The organism is Fusobacterium sp., from assembly GCF_019012925.1.
GTDB lineage: Bacteria > Fusobacteriota > Fusobacteriia > Fusobacteriales > Fusobacteriaceae > Fusobacterium_A.
This window is the reverse complement of sequence record NZ_JAGIRL010000021.1, coordinates 41096-65272: the sequence shown is the minus strand read 5'-3', so window position 1 is coordinate 65272 and position 24177 is coordinate 41096. Positions and strand designations below refer to the sequence as shown.

General features: G+C 32.0%; 14 protein-coding genes and 1 riboswitch (1 of these 15 running past the window's edge). All 14 genes read left to right on the top strand.

What is annotated here, in order from left to right; genetic code table 11:
• Window positions 1-112: 112 nt before the first annotated feature.
• A complete protein-coding gene (aroC, locus tag QZ286_RS03310) occupies window positions 113-1207 on the top strand; it encodes a chorismate synthase (protein WP_291255561.1) in 1095 nt (364 codons plus the stop codon).
• Window positions 1200-2021: a shikimate dehydrogenase gene (gene aroE / locus QZ286_RS03305; protein WP_291255560.1), complete on the top strand. Its 822-nt coding sequence runs from the start codon at window positions 1200-1202 to the stop codon at window positions 2019-2021. Before aroC ends, aroE begins: the two co-directional genes overlap by 8 nt.
• Window positions 2018-2458 (top strand): type II 3-dehydroquinate dehydratase, encoded by a 441-nt coding sequence (gene aroQ, locus QZ286_RS03300; protein ID WP_291255559.1) that lies wholly within the window; start codon window positions 2018-2020, stop codon window positions 2456-2458. The genes aroE and aroQ overlap by 4 nt, the downstream gene beginning before the upstream one ends.
• Window positions 2459-2557: 99 nt before the next feature.
• Window positions 2558-2655, top strand: a riboswitch (purine riboswitch).
• A gap of 220 nt (window positions 2656-2875) precedes the next feature.
• Window positions 2876-4540: a formate--tetrahydrofolate ligase gene (locus QZ286_RS03295; protein ID WP_291255558.1), complete on the top strand. Its 1665-nt coding sequence runs from the start codon at window positions 2876-2878 to the stop codon at window positions 4538-4540.
• Window positions 4541-4585: 45 nt separating this feature from the next.
• Complete coding sequence (locus QZ286_RS03290) at window positions 4586-8314, top strand: phosphoribosylformylglycinamidine synthase (protein WP_291255557.1); 3729 nt, start codon at window positions 4586-4588, stop codon at window positions 8312-8314.
• A 14-nt stretch (window positions 8315-8328) separates the two neighbouring features.
• A complete protein-coding gene (gene purE / locus QZ286_RS03285) occupies window positions 8329-8808 on the top strand; it encodes a 5-(carboxyamino)imidazole ribonucleotide mutase (RefSeq protein WP_291255556.1) in 480 nt (159 codons plus the stop codon).
• A gap of 66 nt (window positions 8809-8874) precedes the next feature.
• Window positions 8875-9588, top strand: coding sequence for a phosphoribosylaminoimidazolesuccinocarboxamide synthase (purC, locus tag QZ286_RS03280; RefSeq protein WP_291255555.1), 714 nt, complete (start codon window positions 8875-8877; stop codon window positions 9586-9588).
• 2 nt (window positions 9589-9590) lie between these two features.
• Window positions 9591-10988 carry an amidophosphoribosyltransferase gene (gene purF, locus QZ286_RS03275; protein ID WP_291255554.1) on the top strand — a complete coding sequence of 466 codons (1398 nt, stop codon included), beginning with the start codon at window positions 9591-9593 and terminating at the stop codon, window positions 10986-10988.
• Between the two features lie 20 nt (window positions 10989-11008).
• The gene (gene purM / locus QZ286_RS03270) at window positions 11009-12010 is read left to right on the top strand and encodes a phosphoribosylformylglycinamidine cyclo-ligase (RefSeq protein ID WP_291255553.1); all 1002 of its coding nucleotides are present in this window, start codon (window positions 11009-11011) and stop codon (window positions 12008-12010) included.
• Window positions 11998-12576, top strand: coding sequence for a phosphoribosylglycinamide formyltransferase (purN, locus tag QZ286_RS03265; protein WP_291255552.1), 579 nt, complete (start codon window positions 11998-12000; stop codon window positions 12574-12576). The genes purM and purN overlap by 13 nt, the downstream gene beginning before the upstream one ends.
• 12 nt (window positions 12577-12588) lie before the next feature.
• Window positions 12589-14094, top strand: coding sequence for a bifunctional phosphoribosylaminoimidazolecarboxamide formyltransferase/IMP cyclohydrolase (gene purH, locus QZ286_RS03260; RefSeq protein ID WP_291255637.1), 1506 nt, complete (start codon window positions 12589-12591; stop codon window positions 14092-14094).
• 17 nt (window positions 14095-14111) lie between these two features.
• The gene (gene purD, locus QZ286_RS03255; RefSeq protein ID WP_291255551.1) at window positions 14112-15365 is read left to right on the top strand and encodes a phosphoribosylamine--glycine ligase; all 1254 of its coding nucleotides are present in this window, start codon (window positions 14112-14114) and stop codon (window positions 15363-15365) included.
• Between the two features lie 296 nt (window positions 15366-15661).
• Window positions 15662-19585, top strand: coding sequence for a hypothetical protein (locus QZ286_RS03250; protein WP_291255550.1), 3924 nt, complete (start codon window positions 15662-15664; stop codon window positions 19583-19585).
• 75 nt (window positions 19586-19660) lie between these two features.
• Window positions 19661-24177 carry the beginning of a hypothetical protein gene (locus QZ286_RS03245; protein WP_291255549.1) on the top strand. The gene runs 26773 nt beyond the window's last position, so only the first 4517 of its 31290 coding nucleotides appear in the window; its start codon is at window positions 19661-19663; the stop codon falls past the right edge of the window.

Genomic DNA, 24177 nt, shown 5'->3' with positions numbered 1-24177 from the left:
TAAATAGAATATAGATATATTGTAACATATAAAAAAAAATACACAATAAAATTTTAGTTCATAATCTAAATATGGTATAATTATACTAACAATAGAAGTAAAGGAGAGAGAGATGGGAGCTAACTGGGGACAAACTATTAGATTGTCAATTTTTGGAGAATCACATGGAAAGGCTATTGGGATAAATATTGATGGATTACCAGCTGGAATAGAGATAATAGATGAGTATATAGAAAGAGAGATGCAGAGGAGAGCACCAGGAAAAAATAGATTTTCAACACAGAGAAAAGAGAGTGATGGATATGAAATTTTGAGTGGGATCTATGAAGGAAGGACTACTGGAGCACCTATGTGTGTCATAATAAGAAATGAGGATAAAAAATCTAAAGATTATTCGGATCTAAAAATTATGATGAGACCTAGCCACAGTGATTATCCAGCATATATAAAGTATCGTGGATATAATGATGTAAGGGGAGGGGGGCACTTTTCAGGGCGAATTACAGCACCAATTGTTTTTGCTGGAGCTATTGCAAAGATAATACTAGCTCAAAAAAACATATATGTTGGAGCTCAAATAACTAGTATAAAAGGGATTGAGATAGAGGGATTGACCAAAGAAGAGTTAAATAAAGAGGTATTTGAAAAATTAGCTAACAAAGAGATGGCAATTATCGATGAGAAGAAGATTCAAAAGATAAAAGCTGAGATTGAAAAAGCGAGAGTTACAGGAGATTCGGTAGGAGGAACAATAAGTTGTTATGCTGTTGGAGTTCCAAGTGGAGTAGGAGAACCTTTTTTTGATTCATTGGAAAGTACAATCGCACATTTAGCTTTTTCAATTCCTGCAGTTAAGGGGATTGAGTTTGGAAGTGGTTTTGATATAACGAGATATTATGGCTCTGAAGTGAATGATCAGTATCATTATAACAGTGGAAAGGTAGAAACTTTAACTAACAATAATGGAGGTATACTCGGTGGAATTTCAAATGGGATGCCAATATCTTTTAAAGTAGCTATAAAACCTACTCCATCTATATCAAAGGAGCAAAATACTGTAAATATAAGGAGTGAAGAGAATTGTAAGCTTTTAATAGAGGGAAGGCATGATCCATGCATAGTACCTAGAGCTGTTGTAGTGATAGAGGCTATTATGGCTATAGCTTTATTGGATAAAATATTTGAAAGTGGAGGAAAATATGAGTAAATATGGTCTTGTTGGAAAAAAATTGGGTCATTCACTGTCACCATTGATTCATAACTATGTATTTCAAAAATTAAACTTATCAGGAGAGTACTCTTTATATGAGATAGAGAATGAAAAAGATATTTTAAAAAAATTGAGAGCTGAAGATGTAGTAGGATTTAATATTACAATTCCATACAAAGAGGTATTATTAGATGAGTTAGATTATATATCAGAAGAGGCTAAAAAGATAGGAGCTATCAATTTGGTAAGGATAGAAGATGGGAAAACTTATGGTTACAACAGTGATTATTTTGGATTTATAAAGATGTTAGAGGAGCACAGTGTAGAGATAAGTAAGAAGAGTTGCTATGTGTTGGGAAGTGGAGGAGCTGCCAAATCAGTAATTGTAGCTTTAAATGATCTAGGGGCTAAAGAGATAGTTGTTGTAACTAGAGATGTAGAGAGCAAAAAAGCTGAATTAAAGAGAAGGTTTAAAAACATAATGGTAGTTTCTTATGAAGATATAATAGGAGGAGAGATTTTAATCAATACGACTCCAGTAGGAATGTACCCAAATACTCTTAACTCACCTGTAACTGAGGATATATTAAAACGTTTTGATATGGCTATAGATTTAATATACAATCCAGCAGATACAGAATTTCTAAGATTGGCAAAAAAAAATGGATTAAAATGTGTAAACGGGGTTTCAATGCTGGTAAACCAAGCTATAAAAAGTGATGAAATATGGAAAGGAATCACGGTAGATAGAGCTTTGGTAGAGGAGTTAGAAGAGTTGGTAGAGAAGGAACTAAGAGGAGAAAAATTATGAAGATAATGATATTAAATGGTCCAAATATAAATTTTTTAGGGATAAGAGAGAAGGAAGTATATGGACATCAAAATTATGCAGATATGTGTAATTATCTGAAAGATATAGCAGAGAGTAAAGGGATAAGCTTGGATATTTTTCAAAGTAATATTGAAGGAGAGATGATCAATATTTTACAAAGAGCATACTTTGAAAAATATGATGGGGTAATTATAAATCCTGGAGCGTATACTCACACTTCCATAGCCTTATTTGATGCTATAAAAAGTATTGAGATTCCAACATTGGAGGTACACCTTTCAAACATCCATAAAAGAGAGGATTTTAGAAAAATATCTTATACAGCTGCAGCTTGTGTAGGTCAGATATCTGGGTTAGGTGTTGACAGTTATGTTATGGGGTTAGAGTATTTTTGTCGTATGTTTAGTAAAAAGTAAGAAATAAGAACAAAAAATACACAAAGAACATTAAAAAAAATAAAAAGCATTAAAAAAAGTTTTTATTTTGACAAAAATTAACTTTTATGTTATTCTAGATGTATAGAAAAAAATATATCTCATATATACCTGTAATATGGTCAGGAGTTTCTACGGTTGACCCTAAATTAACCGCTATGAGTTGTTTGACAAGATGCTTTTTTGTCATTCCTTTTGGTATATATGAAAAATGCTATGGAGGAGAGAAATGCTATTTGTTAAAAAGAAGAAGAGAAATATAATATATAATCTGAAATCTAACAAAGGCATAATTGTAAATATAAGAATAGGTAAATTTAATGGTCTAAGTGTGTACTGATGCAAAGCATTAGTGTGTACTTAGACCTTTTTAATTAGAAAGGATTTGAGGAGGAGAAATTGAAGACTGATATTCAAATAGCACAGGAAGCAAAAATTCAAAATATTATGGAGATAGCTAAAAAGATAGGACTTAGTGAAGATAGTATTGAACAGTATGGGAAATACAAGGCTAAAGTAAATCTAGAGGTACTAAAAGAGTTAGAAGCTAAAAAAGATGGAAAATTAATATTGGTAACAGCAATTACTCCTACACCTGCTGGAGAGGGAAAATCAACAGTGACAGTTGGATTGACACAAGCTTTAAATAGACTTGGAAAATCATCTATAGCTGCACTTAGAGAACCATCATTGGGACCTGTCTTTGGAATGAAGGGAGGAGCTACTGGTGGAGGTTATTCTCAAGTTATTCCTATGGAGGATATAAATCTTCACTTTACAGGAGATCTTCATGCTATAGGTGTTGCACACAATTTGATTGCAGCTTGTATAGATAATCACATTAACTCAGGAAATGCTTTAAATATTGATTTAACAAAAATTACTTGGAAGAGAGTAGTTGACATGAATGATAGAGCATTGAGAAATGTAGTGATAGGTTTAGGTGGAAAAGCTAATGGAATTCCAAGAGAATCATCATTCCAAATCACAGTTGCTTCAGAGATAATGGCAGCTTTATGTTTAGCTAATTCACTTATGGATTTAAAAGATAAGATAAAAAATATGGTATTTGGCTACTCTAGAGATGGAAAGGCTCTAACAGTGGGAGAATTAAAAATAGAGGGAGCTGTAACAGCACTATTAAAAGAAGCTTTAAAACCAAATTTGGTACAGACATTAGAAAACACACCAGTATTTATTCACGGTGGGCCATTTGCTAATATAGCTCATGGATGTAACTCGATACTTGCAACTAAGTTAGCATTGAAACTTTCAGATTATGCAATAACAGAAGCTGGATTTGCTGCAGATTTAGGAGCAGAGAAGTTTTTAGATATAAAGTGTAGAAAAGGAAATCTAAAACCTAATTGTGTTGTTATAGTTGCAACAGTTAGAGCTTTAAAACATCACGGTGGATTGAAGGAGCTTTCAGAGGAGAGTTTAGAAGCTTTAGAAAAAGGAATTACAAACTTAGATAAGCATATTGAGAATATGAAAAAATATGGTTTACCAGTAGTTGTAGCTATCAATAGATTTGTTAGTGATACAGATAGAGAGTTAAAATATATAGAGGAGCACTGTAAAAAGCAGGAAGTTCCAGTTGCCTTATGTGACGTTTGGGCAAAAGGTGGAGAGGGAGGAATTGACCTTGCCAACCAAGTGCTAGAACAGATTGAAAAGGGAAAAGATGAGTATAAACCATTGTATTCATTGGATTTGAGTATAAAAGAGAAGATAGAACTGATAGCTAAAGAGATATATGGAGCTGAAGGTGTAGAGTTTAGCAGTGGAGCTAAAAAGATGCTAAAGACAATAGATGAGTTAGGATATGGAAAATTACCAGTTTGTATGTCAAAAACTCAAAAATCTTTATCAGATAATGCTTCACTAATAGGAAGACCAACAGGATTTACAGTGACTATAAATGAGTTAAGAATCTCAGCAGGAGCAGGATTTATTGTCGCTATGGCAGGAGATATAATAGATATGCCTGGACTACCTAAAAAACCAGCAGCAGAGTTGATAGACATAGATGAGAATGGGAAAATAGAAGGGCTATTTTAAATAATTTACTAAAAGGAATCTATATTAAAATTTTCAGGAGGAAAAATGAATTATCGTATTTTTGTTGAGAAAAAACAGGGCTTTGATTTAGAGGCAAAGAGACTTGAAAATGAGTTAAAAGAGAGTTTACAACTAACAGGATTGAAAAAAATAAGATTGATCAATTGCTATGATATATTTGGAATAGAGAGATCAGAGTTAGAGACTGCAAAAAAATTGATATTTTCAGAAGTAGTTACAGATAGAGTAACTGAGGAGTTAGAGTTAAATGAAGGGAAATATTTTGCAGTGGAGTTTTTACCTGGACAGTTTGATCAAAGAGCTGACTCAGCAATGCAATGTTTAAATCTTATCTCAAATAAGAACGAGAATGTAACAGTAACAAGTGGTAAGGTGATAGTATTAGAGGGAGATCTTTCAGATTCTGAGTTAGAGAGAGTAAAAAAATACTATATTAACCCTGTGGAGATGAGAGAAAAATCTCTTGAAAAATTGGAGATCGAAGAGGGAGAGAAAGCACAAGAGGTTCCTGTATTCAATAAATTTATTGAGTATGATAGAGATGAGTTAGAGAAATTTAGAAAAGAGCTTGGTCTTGCAATGACACTAGCAGATATAGCTTTTGTTCAAGAGTACTTCAAAAATACTGAAAGAAGAGATCCAACAGAGACTGAGATAAAAGTGTTGGATACTTACTGGTCAGATCACTGTAGACATACAACATTTGAAACAAGAATAAAAAATGTTGTATTCCCTAAGAGTGAATTTGGAGAGACTTTACAAAGAGCTTTTGATAAGTATGTAGAAGTTAGAAAATTTGTACATCAAGATAGAATCGAAAAGAAATATATGTCACTTATGGATATGGCAACTATCTGTGGAAAAGAGATGAGAAAGACAGGAAAACTAGATGACTTAGAGGTTTCTGATGAGATAAATGCATGTTCAGTATATATAGATGTAGATGTAGATGGAAAATTAGAGAAATGGTTACTTATGTTTAAAAACGAGACTCATAACCACCCTACTGAGATTGAGCCATTCGGAGGGGCTTCTACTTGTTTAGGAGGAGCTATAAGAGATCCCCTATCTGGAAGATCATATGTATACCAAGCAATAAGAGTTACTGGTTCTGGAAATCCATTGGAGAAATTAGAGGATACATTACAAGGAAAATTACCTCAAAAGAAAATAACTACAGGAGCTGCAGCTGGATATTCAGCTTATGGAAATCAGATAGGATTGACAACTGGACATGTTGCTGAGATCTATCACGATGGATACAAGGCAAAGAGAATGGAAGTTGGAGCTGTAGTTGGAGCTGTTCCAGCTGACTGGGTAAGAAGAGAAAATGCTTCAAAAGGAGATATAGTAGTATTATTAGGCGGAAAAACAGGAAGAGATGGTTGTGGTGGAGCGACAGGATCTTCTAAAGAGCATACAGATGATTCGTTGAGACTTTGTGGAGCAGAGGTACAAAAAGGAAATGCACCAGAAGAGAGAAAAATTCAGAGATTATTTAGAAATCCAGAGGTTACAAGACTTGTAAAGAAATGTAATGACTTTGGTGCAGGAGGAGTATCAGTAGCAATAGGAGAGTTAGCTCCAGGACTTGATATAAATTTAGATGTAGTTCCTACTAAATATTTGGGACTTAGTGGTACAGAGTTAGCAATATCAGAGTCACAAGAGAGAATGGCAGTAGTAATTGAAGCTAAAGATAGAGAAAAGTTTATAGAGTTGGCAAATAAAGAAAACCTATTGGCAACAGTAGTAGCTGAAGTAACTGATACAAATAGACTTGTATTGAATTGGAAAGGTAAGAAAATAGTGGATATATCTAGAGAGTTCCTAGATACTAATGGAGTAACTCAAGAGACTGAAGTGGAAGTAGAGAATGTAAAATTAGAGGAGAATCCACTTGTAAAATCTTCTTATGAAGGTAAGGATTTAAAAGAGAGATGGTATAATATGCTTTCTTCTTTAAATGTAGCATCACAAAAAGGATTGATGGAGATATTTGACTCAACAATAGGAGCTACAACAGTTTTAATGCCATTTGGTGGAAGATATCAGATGACTCCAACAGATGTAAGTGTACAGAAGATACCTCTATTAAAAGGTGAGACAGATACAGCTTCTGCAATTACTTGGGGATACAATCCTGTACTTTCTTCTTGGTCACAATTTCACGGAGGAGCTTATGCAGTAGTTGAATCTTTAGCTAAATTAGTAGCTGTAGGAGGAGATTATAAAACTGTAAGATTATCATTCCAAGAGTATTTCCAAAAATTGGGACAGAGTTCTAAAAACTGGGGAAAACCATTTTCAGCTTTATTAGGAACAATAGAGGCACAAAGAGGATTTGGAATACCAGCTATTGGTGGAAAAGATTCAATGAGTGGAACATTTAATGAGATACATGTACCACCTACACTAATTTCCTTTGCAGTAACTCCTGTTAAAGCAAGTGTTGTAATATCACCAGAGTTTAAAAAAGCTGGAAATAAGATATATTTAATAAAATATCATATGTTAGAAAACTATATGCCTAATATAGAGGAGTTAAAAGAGAATTTTGAGTTTGTACATAAAAATATAGTAGAAGGAAATATCATCTCAGCTCTTACATTGAAAAATGGTGGTATAGCAGAAGCAATAAGTAAGATGACATTTGGAAATAGAATAGGAGCAAAGATATCTGATTTAGGTGATGAGTTATTTAAATTGGGATATGGAACATTTGTAGTTGAGTCAACTGTTGAATTAACTGGAGAGAATGTTCAGTTATTGGGAGAGACAATATCAGAATATAAAGTGGTTGTAGGAGATGTTTCACTTGATATGAGTGAAGGAGAAAAAATTTGGTTAGATAAGTTATTCCCAGTATTTCCACATAAGACAGTTGAAAAGGTTGAAAACTATATTTGGACACCATATGAGAAAAAAGAGATAATAGTATGTAAGAACAAGATAGCTAGACCAAGAGTATTAGTTCCAGCTTTCCCTGGAACAAACTGTGAGTATGACTCAGCAAAAGTATTTGAAAAAGCGGGAGCAGAGGCAAATATATTGGTATTTAGAAACTTGAATCAAGAGTACATAAATGATTCCATAGAGAAGATGGTAAAAGAGATAAATAACTCACAAATCTTGATGTTCCCAGGTGGATTCAGTGCTGGAGATGAGCCAGATGGTTCAGGTAAATTTATAGCCACTGTATTAACTAACCCTAAGATAGCAGAAGCTATACATAAATTCTTAGAGAGAGATGGACTTATTTTAGGAATTTGTAATGGATTCCAAGCTCTTATAAAATCAGGATTACTACCATATGGAGAGATAGGAAAGATAACTGAAAACTCACCAACATTAACATTCAATAAGATAGGTAGACATATTTCTCAAATGGTAACAACTAAGGTTACTTCTAACAAATCACCTTGGTTAGCTGGAATAGAGACAGGTTCAGAATTTGAAATAGCAGTATCACACGGTGAAGGAAGATTCTTTGCAAGTGATGAAGTAGTTAAAAAACTATTTGAAAATGGACAGGTAGCAACTCAATATGTAAACTTAGATGGTCAACCAACAAATGAGTTTAGATTCAATCCTAATGGATCTACATTTGCAATTGAGGGAATAACATCTCCAGATGGAAGAGTATTTGGAAAAATGGGACATACAGAGAGATTTGGAAATAATGTATTTAAGAATATTGTAGGAAATAAAGAGCAGAAAATATTTGAAAATGGAGTTAAATATTTTAAATAATATTGGGAGGAAAGATGAAGGTAGCAATTATTTTCGGAAGCAAATCAGACACTGATAAGATGAGGGGAGCAGCTAACTGCTTAAAAGAGTTTGGAATAGAGTACTCAGCTCATATTTTATCAGCTCACAGGGTTCCAGAAAAGTTAGAAGAAACTCTTGAAAAATTGGAAGTAGAAGGGTATGAAGTCATAATAGCAGGAGCTGGTCTTGCTGCACATCTACCAGGAGTGATAGCTTCAAAAACTACAATACCAGTGATAGGAGTACCAATTGAAGCTGCATTTAATGGAATGGATGCACTGTTATCAATAGTACAGATGCCGAAATCAATACCAGTTGCAACAGTTGGATTAAATAACTCATATAATGCTGGAATGTTAGCTGTACAAATGCTTTCATTAAAATCTCCAGAATTAAAAAGCAAATTGAGAGAGTTTAGAAAGAGTATGAAAGAGAAGTTTATAGCAGATAATGAAACAGGTGTAGATCTATAAAAAATAGCAAAAGTTTATAAAAAATATTTATTATAAAAAATCAAAAGTATCTCAGGAGGAATTAAAATGTCAGTAGAAAAAAAAGATTTTATTTATGAAGGAAAAGCTAAACAAGTATATTCAACAACAGATGAGAACTTAGTAATAATTCACTATAAAGATGATGCAACAGCAGGAAATGGGGCTAAAAAAGGAACTATTGAGAATAAAGGTGTAATGAACAATAGAATAACAGCAACACTATTTAAAATGTTAGAGAAAAATGGAATAAAAACACACTTAGTAGATGTATTAAATGATAGAGATCAACTTTGTCAAAAAGTAAAAATATTCCCATTAGAAGTAATAGTAAGAAACGTAATAGCAGGATCAATGGCAGCTAGAGTAGGAGTTCCAGAGGGGACAAAACCAACAAATACTATATTTGAAATCTGTTATAAAAATGATGCTTATGGAGATCCATTAATCAATGATCACCATGCAGTAGCATTAGGACTATGTACTTATGAGGAGTTAGCTGAGATATACAGAATTACAGGAGAGATCAACAACCTATTAAAAGATGCTTTTGATAAGACAGGAATAACTTTAGTAGACTTTAAAATAGAGTTTGGAAAAAATGCTGCTGGAGAGATACTATTAGCAGATGAGATTACTCCAGATACTTGTAGATTATGGGATAAAGAGACTGGTAAAAAATTAGATAAAGATAGATTTAGAAGAGACCTTGGAGGAATAGAAGAGGCTTATATAGAAGTATTAAAGAGATTGGGGGCTTAATAATGAACTGCACAGAAATTCTAATGGCTAAAGATAAAATGGAAGAAGAGTGTGGAGTATTCGGAATATACTCGAAAAATATAACAGAGGTTTCACAAATAACTTATTATGGTTTGTATGCTCTTCAACATAGAGGTCAAGAAAGTGCGGGAATATCTGTTTCTAATTTTGGAAAAATAGTTACTTATAAGGAAATGGGTCTTACTGCTGATGTCTTTACACCTGAAATATTAAATAGACTTGTTGGGAATGCAGCAATCGGTCATGTTAGATATTCGACAACAGGTGAGAGTAGAATAGAAAATGCTCAACCTCTTGAGAGTAAATATAAATTGGGACAAATAGCAGTAGCTCACAATGGAAATTTAACTAATGCTAAAGTAATAAGAGAACTACTAGAAGAGGGAGGAGCAACATTCAATACCTCTATAGATTCTGAAGTTATTATAAAATTAATAGCTAGAAAAGCTAGTGGAAATGTAGAGGAGGCAATTAGAAGTACATTAGGAGCGATAAAAGGAGCTTATGCCTTAGTAATTTTAACAGGAAATAAATTGATTGGAATAAGAGATCCATATGGAATAAGACCACTTTGCTTAGGAACAAATAAGAATGGAGATTATATCCTATCTTCAGAGTCTTGTGCTATTGATGCAGTAGGAGGAGAGTTTGTAAGAGATATTCAACCTGGTGAGATGGTAATAATAGATGAAAACGGTGTTGAATCTCTTAGATATTCTGAAAATAATAAAAAAGCTCCATGTTCATTTGAACACATATACTTTGCTAGACCTGATAGTGTTATTGATGGATTAAATGTATATGAATCAAGAGTAGAAGCTGGAAGATTACTAGCTAGACAGATGAAGGTAGATGCAGATGTAGTAATAGGAGTTCCTGATTCAGGAATTCCTGCTGCTATTGGATATGCTGAAGAGAGTGGAATACCTTATGCAATTGGTTTAATTAAAAATAAATACATAGGTAGAACATTTATAAAACCTACTCAAGCTTTGAGAGAACAAGCTGTAATGGTAAAATTAAATCCATTAAAAGTAAATCTTGAAGGAAAGAGAGTAGTAATAATTGATGACTCTTTAGTGAGAGGAACTACAAGTAAGATATTGATAGAGATAGTAAGAAGAGCAGGAGCTAAGGAGGTTCACTTCCGTTCAGCTTCTCCAGCTGTTAAACACTCTTGTTATTTTGGAATAGATACAGCACATAGAGAGGAATTAATAGCTGCTAGAATGTCAGTAGAAGAGATAAGAAAAGAGATAAATGCTGATACATTAGATTATTTATCAATGGAGAATATGTTAAAATCATTAAAAGGTTGTGACTACTGTGTAGGTTGTTTTAATGGAGAGTATCCAGTAGATACACCAACAGAGGAATAAATATATTTTGGGAGGAAAAAATGGCAATTTCATATAAAGAGGCTGGAGTAGATAAAGAAGAGGGATACAGAGCAGTAGAACTTATGAAAAAAGCAGTAGCAAAAACTATGAATAGCAATGTTCTAAATGGACTTGGAAGTTTTGGTGCTATGTATGAATTAGGAAAGTATGAGAATCCAGTATTAGTTTCTGGAACAGATGGAGTAGGAACAAAATTGGAAGTGGCTCTTACAACAAAAAAATATGACACAGTAGGGATAGATGCTGTTGCAATGTGTGTAAATGATGTACTTTGTCATGGAGCACAACCAATATTCTTTTTAGATTATCTAGCTTGTGGAAAATTGGATGCTGAAGTAGCAGCTGAATTGGTTTCAGGGGTAGCAGAAGGTTGTTATCAAGCAGGAGCAGCCCTTATAGGTGGAGAGACAGCAGAGATGCCAGGATTCTATAAAGTTGGAGATTATGATATAGCTGGTTTCTGTGTAGGTGCTGTTGAAAAAACTAAAATTGTAAATGGAAGTACAACATCTGAAGGAGATATTTTAATTGCTATACCATCTTCTGGAATACATAGTAACGGATTTTCTCTAGTGAGAAAGGTTATCACTGACTATACAAAGGAGTATAATGGAAAACCAATTAGTGAAACACTACTTACTCCTACAAAGATATATGTAAAGCCAGTACTTTCTGTATTAGAGAAATATAATGTAAAGGGAATGGCTCACATAACTGGTGGAGGATTACCTGAAAATTTACCTAGAACAATAAGCGAGGGTCATCAAGCGGTTGTTTTAAAAGAGAAATTAAGAGTTTTAGATATATTTAAATATATTCAAAAAGAGGGTGAAATCTCAGAAGAAGAGATGTTTGGAACATTTAATATGGGAGTGGGATTTGTACTAGTAGTAGATCCTAAAGATAAAGATGGAGTAATAGAAGAGCTTGCAAAACATGGAGAAGAAGCTTTTGAAATAGGATATGTTCAAAAGGGAGAAAAGGGACTATGTTTAAAATAGGAGTATTAGTTTCTGGTGGTGGAAGTAATCTTCAATCTATAATAGATAAATCTCAAAATGGAGAGCTTAATTGTAAAGTTGAAGTTGTCATAGGAGATAGAAAATGTTATGGAGTGGAGAGAGCTACTCTAGCAGGAATAGAGGGATATACTTTAGATAGAAAAGTATTGAAGAAAGATCTATGTAAAGAGATTGATAAAATAGTTTCAGAAAAAGGAATTGATTTAATTGTATTAGCAGGATTTCTCTCTATAATTGATGAGGAATTTGTAAACAAATGGAAGGGAAAGATAATTAATATCCACCCTTCACTTCTCCCTAAGTTTGGTGGACCTGGAATGTATGGAATAAAAGTGCATGAAGCAGTTCTAAAAGCTGGAGAGAGTGAAAGTGGTTGCACAGTACATTTTGTTGATACAGGAGTAGATAGCGGAGAGATCATAGCTCAAAAGAGAGTAAAAGTCTTAGAAGGGGATACAGCTGAGGAGTTGCAAAAGAGAGTTTTAGTAGAGGAACACAAACTTTTACCAGAATCTATTGCAAAAATTATATCTGAAAGAGAGTAAAGGAGTCTATTAATAATGAAAAGAGCATTGATATCAGTTTTTGATAAAGGTGGAATATTAGAGTTTGCACAATTTTTAATAAAGAAAAATGTTGAAATTATCTCAACAGGTGGGACATATAGATATTTAAAAGAGAACAATATTCCTGTAATAGAGGTAGCAGAGGTAACAAAAGCACCAGAGATGTTAGATGGAAGAGTAAAGACACTTCACCCAGTAATTCATGGGGGAATATTAGCTATAAGAGATAATGAAGAGCATATGGAGACAATAAAAGCTAGAGGAATAGAGACTATAGATATGGTAGTTGTAAATCTATATCCTTTCTTCAAAAAAGTAAATGAGGATTTAACTTTTGAAGAAAAAGTTGAATTTATAGATATTGGTGGACCAACAATGCTAAGATCAGCGGCAAAATCTTTTAAAGATGTTGTAGTTATTAGTGATACTGCTGATTATGAAACAGTTATGAATGAAATGGAAGCTGGAGAGGTTTCTTTTGAAACTAGAAAGAGATTAGCTGGAAAAGTATTTAATTTAACATCAGCTTATGATGCTGCAATCTCATCTTTCCTATTAGGAGATGAGATGCCACACTACTTAAATGCCTCTTATGAAAAAGTGATGGATTTAAGATATGGTGAGAATCCACATCAAAAAGCAGCTTACTATGTATCAACTACTGATAGTGGAGCTATGAAGGATTTTGATCAATTGAATGGAAAAGAGTTATCATTTAACAATATAAGGGATATGGATGTAGCTTGGAAAGTAGTTAGTGAATTTGAAGAGCCTGCTTGTTGTGGTGTAAAACACTCTACACCTTGTGGAGCAGCTATTGGAAATAATGTTTATGAGGCTTATACAAAGGCTTATGAATGTGATCCTGTATCTATTTTTGGAGGAATAGTAGCAATTAATAAAAAAGTAGATAAGGCAACTGCTGAAGAGCTAGTGAAAATATTCTTAGAGATAGTTATAGCTCCAGATTACTCTGAAGAAGCTATTGAAGTGTTAAAAACTAAGAAAAATTTAAGAGTGATAAGATGTCACCATAAACCAATGGACAAAGTTAATCTAGTAAAAGTAGATGGTGGAATATTAGTTCAAGATGAGGATTTAAGCTTCTCAACTAATTATGAAACAGTTACAGAAAAAGCACCAACTTCAGAAGAGATGAGTGATCTTGATTTTGGAATGAAGATAGTGAAACATGTAAAATCTAATGCTATTGTAGTTGTAAAAGATAAAATGGCTATTGGAATTGGAAATGGAGAGACAAATAGAATATGGCCAACAGAACAGGCTATAGAGAGAGCTGGTGAGAGAATAGAGGGAGCTGTACTTGCATCTGATGCATTTTTCCCATTTAGAGATGTGGTAGATACATGTGCAAAACATGGAATAAAAGCTATTATTCAACCAGGAGGATCTATTAGAGATAAAGAATCAATAGAGGCTTGTAATGAGCATGGAATAGCTATGATATTTAGTGGAATGAGACATTTCAAACACTAATTAAAGGAGAAGAGAGAATGAGAATATTAGTAGTTGGAAGCGGTGGAAGAGAGCATACTATCTGTTGGAAAGTGAGTCAAAATGAGAGAGTAGAGAAGATATATTGTGCTCCAGGAAATGGGGGAACTGAACTTCTTGAAAAGGGAGAGAATGTAAACTTAAAAGGAACAGATGAGATCTTGAATTTCGCTAAAGAGAATAGAATAGATTTGACAATAGTTGGAAGTGAAGAGCTTTTAGTTGATGGAATAGTAGATAAATTTCAAGCAGAGGGATTAAGAATATTTGGACCTGATAAAAAGGCAGCACTATTGGAGGGGTCAAAAGCTTTTTCAAAGGATTTTATGAAAAAATATGGTGTAAAAACTGCTACATATGAGGTTTTTGATGATGCTGAGAAAGCTAAAGAGTATATTAAAACTTGTGAGTTTCCTCTAGTTGTAAAAGCTAGTGGTCTAGCTGCAGGGAAGGGTGTGCTCATATGCCAAAACTTAGAAGAAGCTATTAAAGCTGTAGAAGAGATAATGGTAGATAAAGTATTTAGTAGTGCTGGAGAGCAAATTGTAGTTGAGGAGTTTTTGGATGGAGTAGAGGCATCTATACTGTCAGTAACAGATTCAAATATAATTTTACCATTTATATCTGCTAAAGATCATAAAAAAATTGGAGAGAAAGAAACAGGATTAAATACTGGTGGAATGGGAACTATTGCCCCAAATCCATATGTTACAAAAGAGGTTTATGATAAGTTTGTAGAGGAGATAATGAACCCTACACTTCAAGGGATAAAAGCAGAGGGAATGGATTTTGCTGGATTTATTTTCTTTGGACTTATGATAACTTCTAAAGGTGTTTATCTTCTTGAGTATAATATGAGATTGGGAGATCCTGAGACACAAGTTGTATTACCACTGTTGGAATCAGATTTTATTGAATTATTAGAGAGCGGTATTGATAAAAAATTATCAACTACAAATGTAAAATGGAGTGATAAATCAGCTTGTTGTGTTGTTTTAGCTTCTGGTGGATATCCAGAGAAATACAATAAGGGATATGAGATTTCAGGGATGGATAGTGTGGAGAATATGCTGTTCATTGCTGGAGCAAAGTTAGAAAATGGAAAACTTTTAACTAATGGTGGAAGAGTAGTAAATGTTGTAGCTATTGGAGATACTCTTGAACAAGCTAGAGCAAAAGCATACTCTGATGCAGAGAAAGTTAAATTTGAAGGAAAATATCTTAGAAAAGATATTGGTGTGTTGTACAGATAGATTTGTTATAAAAGTCTAGAAAAAGGTGTTGATGTATTAGTTCATTAACACCTTTTTTATTTAAAAATTAATGTGACAAAACCAGCAAAATTATATGATTAGATACATGAATAATATAGACAAAAACGTCTTATTTATGGTATAATCTACAATAAAAATAGTTATTACAAGTACACTTTTTCTAAAAGTGTATATTTTAATTTGTGTAAAATTTGTGACAAAAAAATCAAAAAAATAATATTTTGTCAAATAAAAAAGTATAGGTTTTTTTAAAAAATAATTGTTGGAGGAAATAAATGAGAGATTGGCAAAGGAAAATGCTAAAAATTCTTATGTTTGTTGTATTAATTGTATTAACTTTGAAAAAATGTGTACCGGGAAAAAAAGATGTTGAAATTGAGGAAGAAAAAAACAAAAAAGTAGCAATTTTAGAGGAAAAAAGTAAAAAATCAGTAGAGGACAAAAAGAGTAAAAGAGAGAAAAAAATCTTAGTAGTAAAAAAAGATAAAACTCTTGAAACAGAAAATAATGAATCTGAAGATGTTGAAGAAGAGGTAGTATTAGAATCTGAAGAGGAAATTTTTATTGAAGAGAAAAAATTTCAGGAACCTGTAATAGTTGAAGAGATGGATATTCTATTTCAACAAGGAGAAGAGGTAGAGAGTGAGAGTGGAGAGAAGAGAGGAAAGATTCTAGCTAGTTTGGATCCTATTACTGTAAAACCAAAACTGAATATTGTTGGAAATAGAGAGATTGGAACAGAGAAAGTGTATTTCTACATATATTCTAACTATCTGAAATATATAAAAGATGGAGAGATAGAGATATTTGGAGATAAGCAAGGAAGAGAGAAATTAGGAAGTATAGTTTTAAATGAGGTAAAGTTAAATAATAGATATGAGATTAGCTTAAATAAAAAATATAATAAATTAGAGGACATCTATTACAAATTAAGTGTCAAAGATAAAAATGGAAAAAAAGATGAAACTGAAATTAAGGAATTAAAAGTAAAGAAAATAGATGAGAATGAAACAGATGAACAATTGATAGAGAGTATATATGATACTTCTAGTTTGAGAGTTCATCATATACCAATAGATTTCTATAAGATAAGATTTTATGGAAAGGGATTTGAAGAGAATAATAAAATAGTGCTTGATGATCAAGAGATAAGTGTTGATGAAACGGGGAATTTTGTATATGAGACATACTATTTTCCTGGTGAATATGACTTTGAATTCAAAGTTTATGAAGTTAATGAGTATGATATAGGAAAAGTTGTTAGAACAGCAGAGGAGATACAAAGTGGAGAACATTTAGATAAGGATTCTGAGGTTGAAATAGATTCTAAAAAGCAAGATAAAGTAGTAATAAGAGAAAAAGATGGTGTGACAATAAAAATAGACGGAGATAAAAAAATAGAGGAGATCTATCTCTACTCATATAAAGTTCCAATGAAGATAGATGAAAATTATCACTTCATAGTAGGTATAGCAGATGTAAAAATAGGAAGAAATAAGGTAGAGAAAGAGAGTGAACTATTATTACAAAATTCAGAGTATGATGAAGGAATGTTTAATGAGGGAAGATTAGCATTCTATACAAGGAATAGAGTTGGAAAATACAATATAGTTGCACAGATGGATACTGAAAATCAAGAGTTAAAACATATTTTTGATGGGTTAGGGAAAAGAGATAACAGAGAGATATTCAAAGATATGAAGAGAGAGGATAAGGGGTATACATTTGGTGATGATTCATATTCAATGATGGATGTGGAGAGTCAAGGACAATTCTATTTGAGAGTTGAGTGGGATAAAAATAAAGCTATGTGGGGGAACTATAGTTCTACAATTGATAATGGGGAGTATGTGAATTACTCTAAATCTCTATATGGAGCACAATTTATTGGAGCTAGTCAAGATGTAACTAGCTATAATGAGGATAAATATTCTGGAACAGTTTTCTTTTCTAATCCAGAAACACTGTCTGAATATAATATTTTCTTAGCTACTGGTGGAAGTCTTTACTATTTAAGAAATAGAGATTTAGTAGAGGGTAGTGAAGAGGTAACAATAGAGATTATTAACCAAAGAACAGGACAGAAGGTAAAGGAGATTGGACTGTCTGAAGGTGATGACTATGCAATAAATAATATTCAAGGTAGAATTATTCTTAATCAGCCTCTGTTCCAATATGGATATAAAGAGCTGGGAGATGTTATAAAGGATAATCCTATTAGTGACTATAAAACATACTTGAAAGTTCAGTATGAGTACTATGATAGAAATGGACTGTATAGTTCAGATTATACTACTGGTGGAAGCGGAAAATACTGGATAAATGATAATGTACAAATAGGTGGAGCTTATGTAAAAAGTACAGAGTTAGATGAGAGTTATGAATTAAAAGGTTTGAGTGGAGTATTGAGAAAGAGTGAAAATACATATATTGAATGGGAATATGCTCAAAGTAAAGGTAGAAAAATAGGTAAGGGAGCTTACTCATCAACTGGTGGACTTAATTTTAAAGATATAAACTACATAGATAAAAATGAAGAGAACAAAGATGAGAATTTTGATAATAGTGGAGATGCTTATCAAATAAAAGGAGTACTCTCTTTAAATGAGTTAAGTAGTAAATTTACACAAGGTTCTATGGCAGAATTTTGGTACAATAAAAAAGATGGTGGTTTTTCAGTAGATTCCCTTGATGATGGAAGTACGGATACTGAATATGGATTAAAAAGTGACTATATTGTCAATGAGAGACTAGTTTTAAGTGCTGAATTCACTAGAACAGAATCGAAAGATGATGGAGAGAAAGATGTAGAGCAAGAGGTTAGTGTCCAAGGAACTTATGCAGTAAATGATAAGATGTCAGTTGCTGTAGCTGTTAGAAGTAGTAACAATAGTGAAGAGGGAGATGATACCTCATCAAACTTAAATGATCACAATTCAGGTGGACACTTTACAGAAAAAGGTTATGAATCTGATGGTATTGGAAAAAGTGTAGATGTAGGAGTAACAGTGAATTATCAATTTACTGAAAATACAAGCGGATATGTTGGAGTTCAAAAAGCACTTAGTACAGATAAAATAGATACTAATGATGTTATGGGAAATATAGGAGGAACTACAAAAATATCAGATAAACTATCAATAACAGGAGATTATTCGGCAGGAAATGAGGAGAGTGCTGGAGTACTTCAATTAGCTTATGCTGTATCTGAATCATATGAAACATATTTAAATTTAGAGCAGGAGAGAATGTATGACGGTACAAGCAATGAGGTAGCATTTGGACAAAAGGTATTGATAGGGGATAAATATGAGATTTTCCAAGAGAATCAACTGAATAAAGATAGAGATGCTGGAAAAGAGATTACTCAAGTATATGGACTGAATATCAACCTTACCAAAGAATTGAGAGTAGGAATTGGATATGAGCAGGGTGATTTGGATGAAGAGGATGGAAAGAGTAAGAGAAACTCTGTAAGTACTAATCTATACTATGATGATAGGAAAAAGTGGAAGTATAATAACCGTTTAGAGATGATAAAGGATAAAGGAACAGAGGATTATACTATAGAGTGGTTGACAGTAAATGATGTGAGATATAAGTATAATGAAGAGTGGACAGCAGTAGGAAAACTAGATTTTTCAATAACTGAAGACAAAATAAATGGTGGTTATGATTCCAAGTTTATGGAGTTGGGAATAGGAGGAGCTTATCGTCCTATTTGGAATGATAGATTGAATATGCTTTGGAAATATAGCTATATCTATGATCTAAATGGAGTAGATGAGGATAGTGATTACTCATTTGGAGATTTAGATGAAAGATCAAATATCTTCTCAATAGATGCTATATATTCATTTACTAAGAAATTGGATATAGGTGGAAAATGGGCATATAAAAAGGCAGAGATGAAAGCTGCTAATGATGAGAGTGAATGGTTTAGTGCTGAAACATCTCTATATGCAGTGAGCTTAAGCTATAACTTTTATAAAAATTGGAGAGTATCTGGAGAATACCATTGGTTAGTATCAGACCTTAACAATGATAAAAAAGAGGGAATTATGGCTGGAATTGACTACGACATTCATAAAAATTTAAGAATAGGAGTAGGATATAACTTTACAGACTTTAATGATGATCTAAGATATGATGACTATAGAGCAAGAGGAGTGTATGTCAATATAGTCGGTAGATTCTAGAGGAAGGTAAAAAATTCAAAGGGGAGAAATATGAGTAAATATTTTAAAATATTAAGGAAAAAATTTATATTTATAATGTTTATTATAGTATTAGCTATGCTTGGTTCCACAAGTATAGCTAATGCTAAAACAAATAAAAACACAGATACTCAAGCTAAAAGTATTTGGTTTTTGAATATGCCAGGATTTAATGGTCAATTTGATGGTGATGTGGCTATAGCAAAAGGTGGTGATGATGGAAAAGGATGGTATGCAAATGAAGGTACAGTATATCAAGGTAGAACTAATCCTAAATTTGATCATTACTATTATTTTGTAAAATATGGAAATTCAAATAGTGGTAATATAATTGGGCAATTAAGTATGCCATTAGAAAAGAATACAACATATAATATTAAATTATGGTATAAAAATACAGGAAATTATAATACAGATATTTATTTATTAAAAAAGATTCCAGAAAGTATAAAAAAAGGAAGCAAAGTTACTGACGAGGAATTTAAAAATTATGCAAAAAAAATAGGGGAAATAACAGGAAGTAGTCAAAATTGGAGTCATTTAAGTTTTAACTTTGATACAAATGCAGTACCAAATCCAAATGTTAAAGAAGCAACAAAACCAGAAAATGATTTTGCTGTTGAAAGAGCATATATAATGTTTATTCCTAAAAAATTAGAAACATCAAGTGGAGAAGGAATATTTGCAATAGATCAAGGGTATCAAAATATCATAAATAAAACTTTAGAAGTCTATGATAATGGTTTAAGATACCCAGGAACACAATATAAAGGAACTTATGGAATCCGTGATAAAAAAATAATAAAAGATGAAACTGCAAAAGTTAAAGTTAGATTTCAAAATTTATCACAAGGGATTTGGAAAGCTAGCGAAGAAGTAGTAGTAGATTATAAAGAGTTTGGAGATTTAACTCCAGAAGGATTTGAAGTATACTGGTATTACAAAGGAATGGAAAATGATAAAAATGATATAGTGCAAAGTGATAAAGAAAAAATAGAAGTTACTTTTGATCCAACGAATAAAAAAGCTACAATAGTTTCAAAAGGAGAATTAAAACAAGAAAGAATTTATGAAGTTTCTTTTAATGTTGCATATAACTATGAAAATATTACCAAAAAATATCATCCTTTTATAACAGGAAGTTATAAACAGGCAAATTCAACTACAGGTGAATTGGAAGATATAAAGTTTAATAATTTTGAATTTACAGAAGAAGTAGACCTAAGTGAAAAAAATAAAGATGGAAGTATTCCAACTCAAAAAGGAAGAAATATAGGTGAACATAATATACTTGATTTAGCAGAACCAAAAAATGATCCAACTCAAGTTGTTCATGAATATGTTAAATTGGGAGATAATATAACTTGGGAAGAAAGTTATAGAGAAAGTGGAATAGAAGCAGATAATGGTTGGGTAGTAGAAACTCAAAATGTTTCAAAAAAACAGGAAGGTTTTTTTGCTAAGTATTTAGGAAGAATTTTTAATAGAAAAGAAACATTAAAAGCAAATGAAAGAGAACTTTTCTTAGGAACTAATACAATAAAAATAAAAGCTTCACATATAGGATATGTAGGAGGATTTGCTGAATTAGGAACTGGTAGAGGAGAAAATATAAAATATATTTGGGAAAGAGTTTTTATTAAAAAGGTAAATCCTGGAGAAAATGAAGTTGTATTTGAAATACCTAATGGAACAGATACAATAAGAGGTTTTATATTAAAGTACTCTTTAAAACAGACAGAAGCAGGAGTTTTTGATTCTCATGGAACAAGTGGAGAAGTAGAAAACTATATAATAAAGCCAAAACAAGTTTTTTCAGGAGAAATAAAAGAAATAAGAGATAATGGAATATCTTTAAATAATAGTGGGGTATCATTTGGAACGAAAGATGATGTTATTCAATATAATGAAGATATAACAACTTTTATAGATTTAACTAATATTCAGGGTGCAGATATAATTGGAAAAGAAGTAACATTTATTAGTAATATGTTAGAGTTAAAGACTACAGAATTTAAAGTTACTATTGATGGAGAAGAAACTGGAAAAAATAATATTTCAAGAGTAAGTAAGGTGGCAGGAAAACCAGGAGCTTATGAAATATATGTAGCAAGTCTTCCAGCAGGAAAAACTGCTACATTAGAAATAAATGGAAGTAGTAGTTTAGAAGAATTTAAAGAGAATGATGGAAATAACTGGAAATTAAAAGCTGAACTTTGGGAAGGAGCAAATCAACTAGGAGCAACAGTAGAAAAAATAGTAGCAAATAGAGATTATGGTAACAACTTACAAGGTGGCTATGATATTAATACAGAGGTAAGACATTATGTTTTAGCGAATGGGAAACCTAAAGAAGGTGGGAAATGGCCTACAGGAACTTTATATTTAGGAGAAAAATTTGAAGCCACTAATACTATAAAAGGTGTAGAAGATCCTACAAGTGATGGAGTAATTTTACCAAAATATGAAGGGACTCAAGAAAAGTATAAAGGAAAAAATGTTTTAATTTCAGGAGAATCAAATAAAACTTATCTAGGAATTGAAGATAGTAAAGAAATTCCTACTGCTTGGTTAAGTTATTTTGTTAATATGGATGAAAAGTGGCATGGAGATACAAAAGATTCTGTTTACACAGTAGATTTAAAAAGTGTTCCAAGTAGTAATGATACTTGGGGTAAAAATGACAAAATCCCAGAAGAAATAAAAAAACAGATAAAAGGGACAGATAAATTTTGGATAAATGTAATTGGACCAGAAACAGAGGTAGTTGTAAGAAGAACATTTAGAGCAAGAATATCTGGAGAAGAAAAAGAAGTAAGAACTCCAATGGTTACAGCTAGTATGGGAGAAGTAGAGGATTATGAAGTCTATATATTCCCAGCTTTTGTTCCTGAAATTACAATGAGATACTTGGGGGTTGACTTAGAAAAAAAAGGTTATGGAAAAAATGAAAATGCAACATATGAAAAGGTAGATAAAGAGGGAGACCAAGATTATAGAAAAGTAAATTTTGGTGGTATTATAGAATATAATATAATGGCTGAAAATATTACTAATACAATATCAGATGCTAAAAGTATTAAGTTTAGAACAAAAATGGGAACTTTAGTTTCATTAGAAAATGGAAAAAGTATAGAAGCTGAAGAGATAAATAATAAAAATTTAGCTGATAAACATTCTTTTGACGAAAAAGTTTCAATTGTTAAGAAAAATGATGGAACTACACCGAGAGGTTACCAAGATTATGAAATTACTATTGGAGATAAAGATGGTGGTATCAAAGGTGGACATCATGTCAGAATAAAATTTAATATAAAAATAGATAGAGAATATCAGTATGATGAAGATAAAAATGTTAGTGATATTAAAAATGCAAGATGGATGCCAAAAGATGAGTTTTATATAGTAAAGTCTAATGGAGACAATAAAATAATCAGAGGAATTGAATATAAAACTTTACAGAGAAATTATGGTTCAAAAGAGTTATCGAGAGATGTTTTACATGAAGATGCTAGACATTACGAATTAAAAGTAAAAAATAGTTTAGTTCAATTAGGAACAGATATAAAATATGCTCCTGATTCTTTTTCTAGTGTTCAAAAAAATGAAGATGGAATAGTATTTCCAAAAGATGAAGATGTAAAAGATAGAGATATAATCTTTTTAGAAGCAGAAAATATTTTAAAGGGAAAATTTTCTCATGATAAAGGTTATATAAATGTATGGATAGCCGATGCCAAGCCTTTAAAACCTACTCAAAGTGGAAATACTATAATTTATAAAAATTATAAAAATTTATCATGGCAAAAATTATATGATGTTCCTCAAAGTATTGAAGGCTTAACAAAAGATGGAGATAGACTAGAAATAAGAGTTAATACTATAGGAAAAAATATAAAACATAATGAGCCATATATAGTAAGAGTAAGATATTCATTAGATAAAGAGGAAATATCAAAAGTTGATGGTCCGTCTTTAATGGGGGAAGCAGAGGATTATTTAGTATATGGAAGTTATCCAGTTGTTTGGAAAGTAGAACAAAAAGGATTAGGAATTCCAATAAATGATCAAGTAAATTTTGGTGCTAATGATGATAAATTAAGTCATAAGGAAGTAGTAGAGTATAAAGTAACTTTTAAAAATAGATCTCAGACATCTATGCCACCAACAAATCTATTTTATACAAGTTCAAAAGGTGAATATATTGAAAATTCTATTACTGAACCAACTCCATTAGAGGGAGAAATTTCTAAGAAAGCAGAAATAGTATATGATAATGCTAATAATAGATACATATTAAGTGCTGGAAATATCATACCAGGTACTAGTAAGGAAGTTATTTTTAAGGTTACATTAAAAAAAGATGAAAGAAATAAAACTGTTTTAGAAAGATTTAATGATGAGTTTTATAGACAACAAGAGTTTAGAAATGAATATTTAAAGTCTAACTATGGTCTATTAGATCCCCTTAATAATTACAGTGGTTATGAATCTAACAGATTAAAGATAGCTGGATTCCATTATGAAGTAAATCCTAATTTACAAGGAATTGCAGAACCTGTAAGATTGGGTAA

What these genes read in the sequence shown, in the direction of transcription:
- aroC (WP_291255561.1), top strand. Translation starts at nt 113, where the DNA reads ATGGGAGCTAACTGGGGACAAACTATTAGATTGTCAATTTTTGGAGAA.
- aroQ (WP_291255559.1), top strand. Translation starts at nt 2,018, where the DNA reads ATGAAGATAATGATATTAAATGGTCCAAATATAAATTTTTTAGGGATA.
- purN (WP_291255552.1), top strand. Translation starts at nt 11,998, where the DNA reads ATGTTTAAAATAGGAGTATTAGTTTCTGGTGGTGGAAGTAATCTTCAA.
- purF (WP_291255554.1), top strand. Translation starts at nt 9,591, where the DNA reads ATGAACTGCACAGAAATTCTAATGGCTAAAGATAAAATGGAAGAAGAG.
- QZ286_RS03290 (WP_291255557.1), top strand. Translation starts at nt 4,586, where the DNA reads ATGAATTATCGTATTTTTGTTGAGAAAAAACAGGGCTTTGATTTAGAG.
- purE (WP_291255556.1), top strand. Translation starts at nt 8,329, where the DNA reads ATGAAGGTAGCAATTATTTTCGGAAGCAAATCAGACACTGATAAGATG.
- purD (WP_291255551.1), top strand. Translation starts at nt 14,112, where the DNA reads ATGAGAATATTAGTAGTTGGAAGCGGTGGAAGAGAGCATACTATCTGT.
- QZ286_RS03250 (WP_291255550.1), top strand. Translation starts at nt 15,662, where the DNA reads ATGAGAGATTGGCAAAGGAAAATGCTAAAAATTCTTATGTTTGTTGTA.
- purM (WP_291255553.1), top strand. Translation starts at nt 11,009, where the DNA reads ATGGCAATTTCATATAAAGAGGCTGGAGTAGATAAAGAAGAGGGATAC.
- purC (WP_291255555.1), top strand. Translation starts at nt 8,875, where the DNA reads ATGTCAGTAGAAAAAAAAGATTTTATTTATGAAGGAAAAGCTAAACAA.
- aroE (WP_291255560.1), top strand. Translation starts at nt 1,200, where the DNA reads ATGAGTAAATATGGTCTTGTTGGAAAAAAATTGGGTCATTCACTGTCA.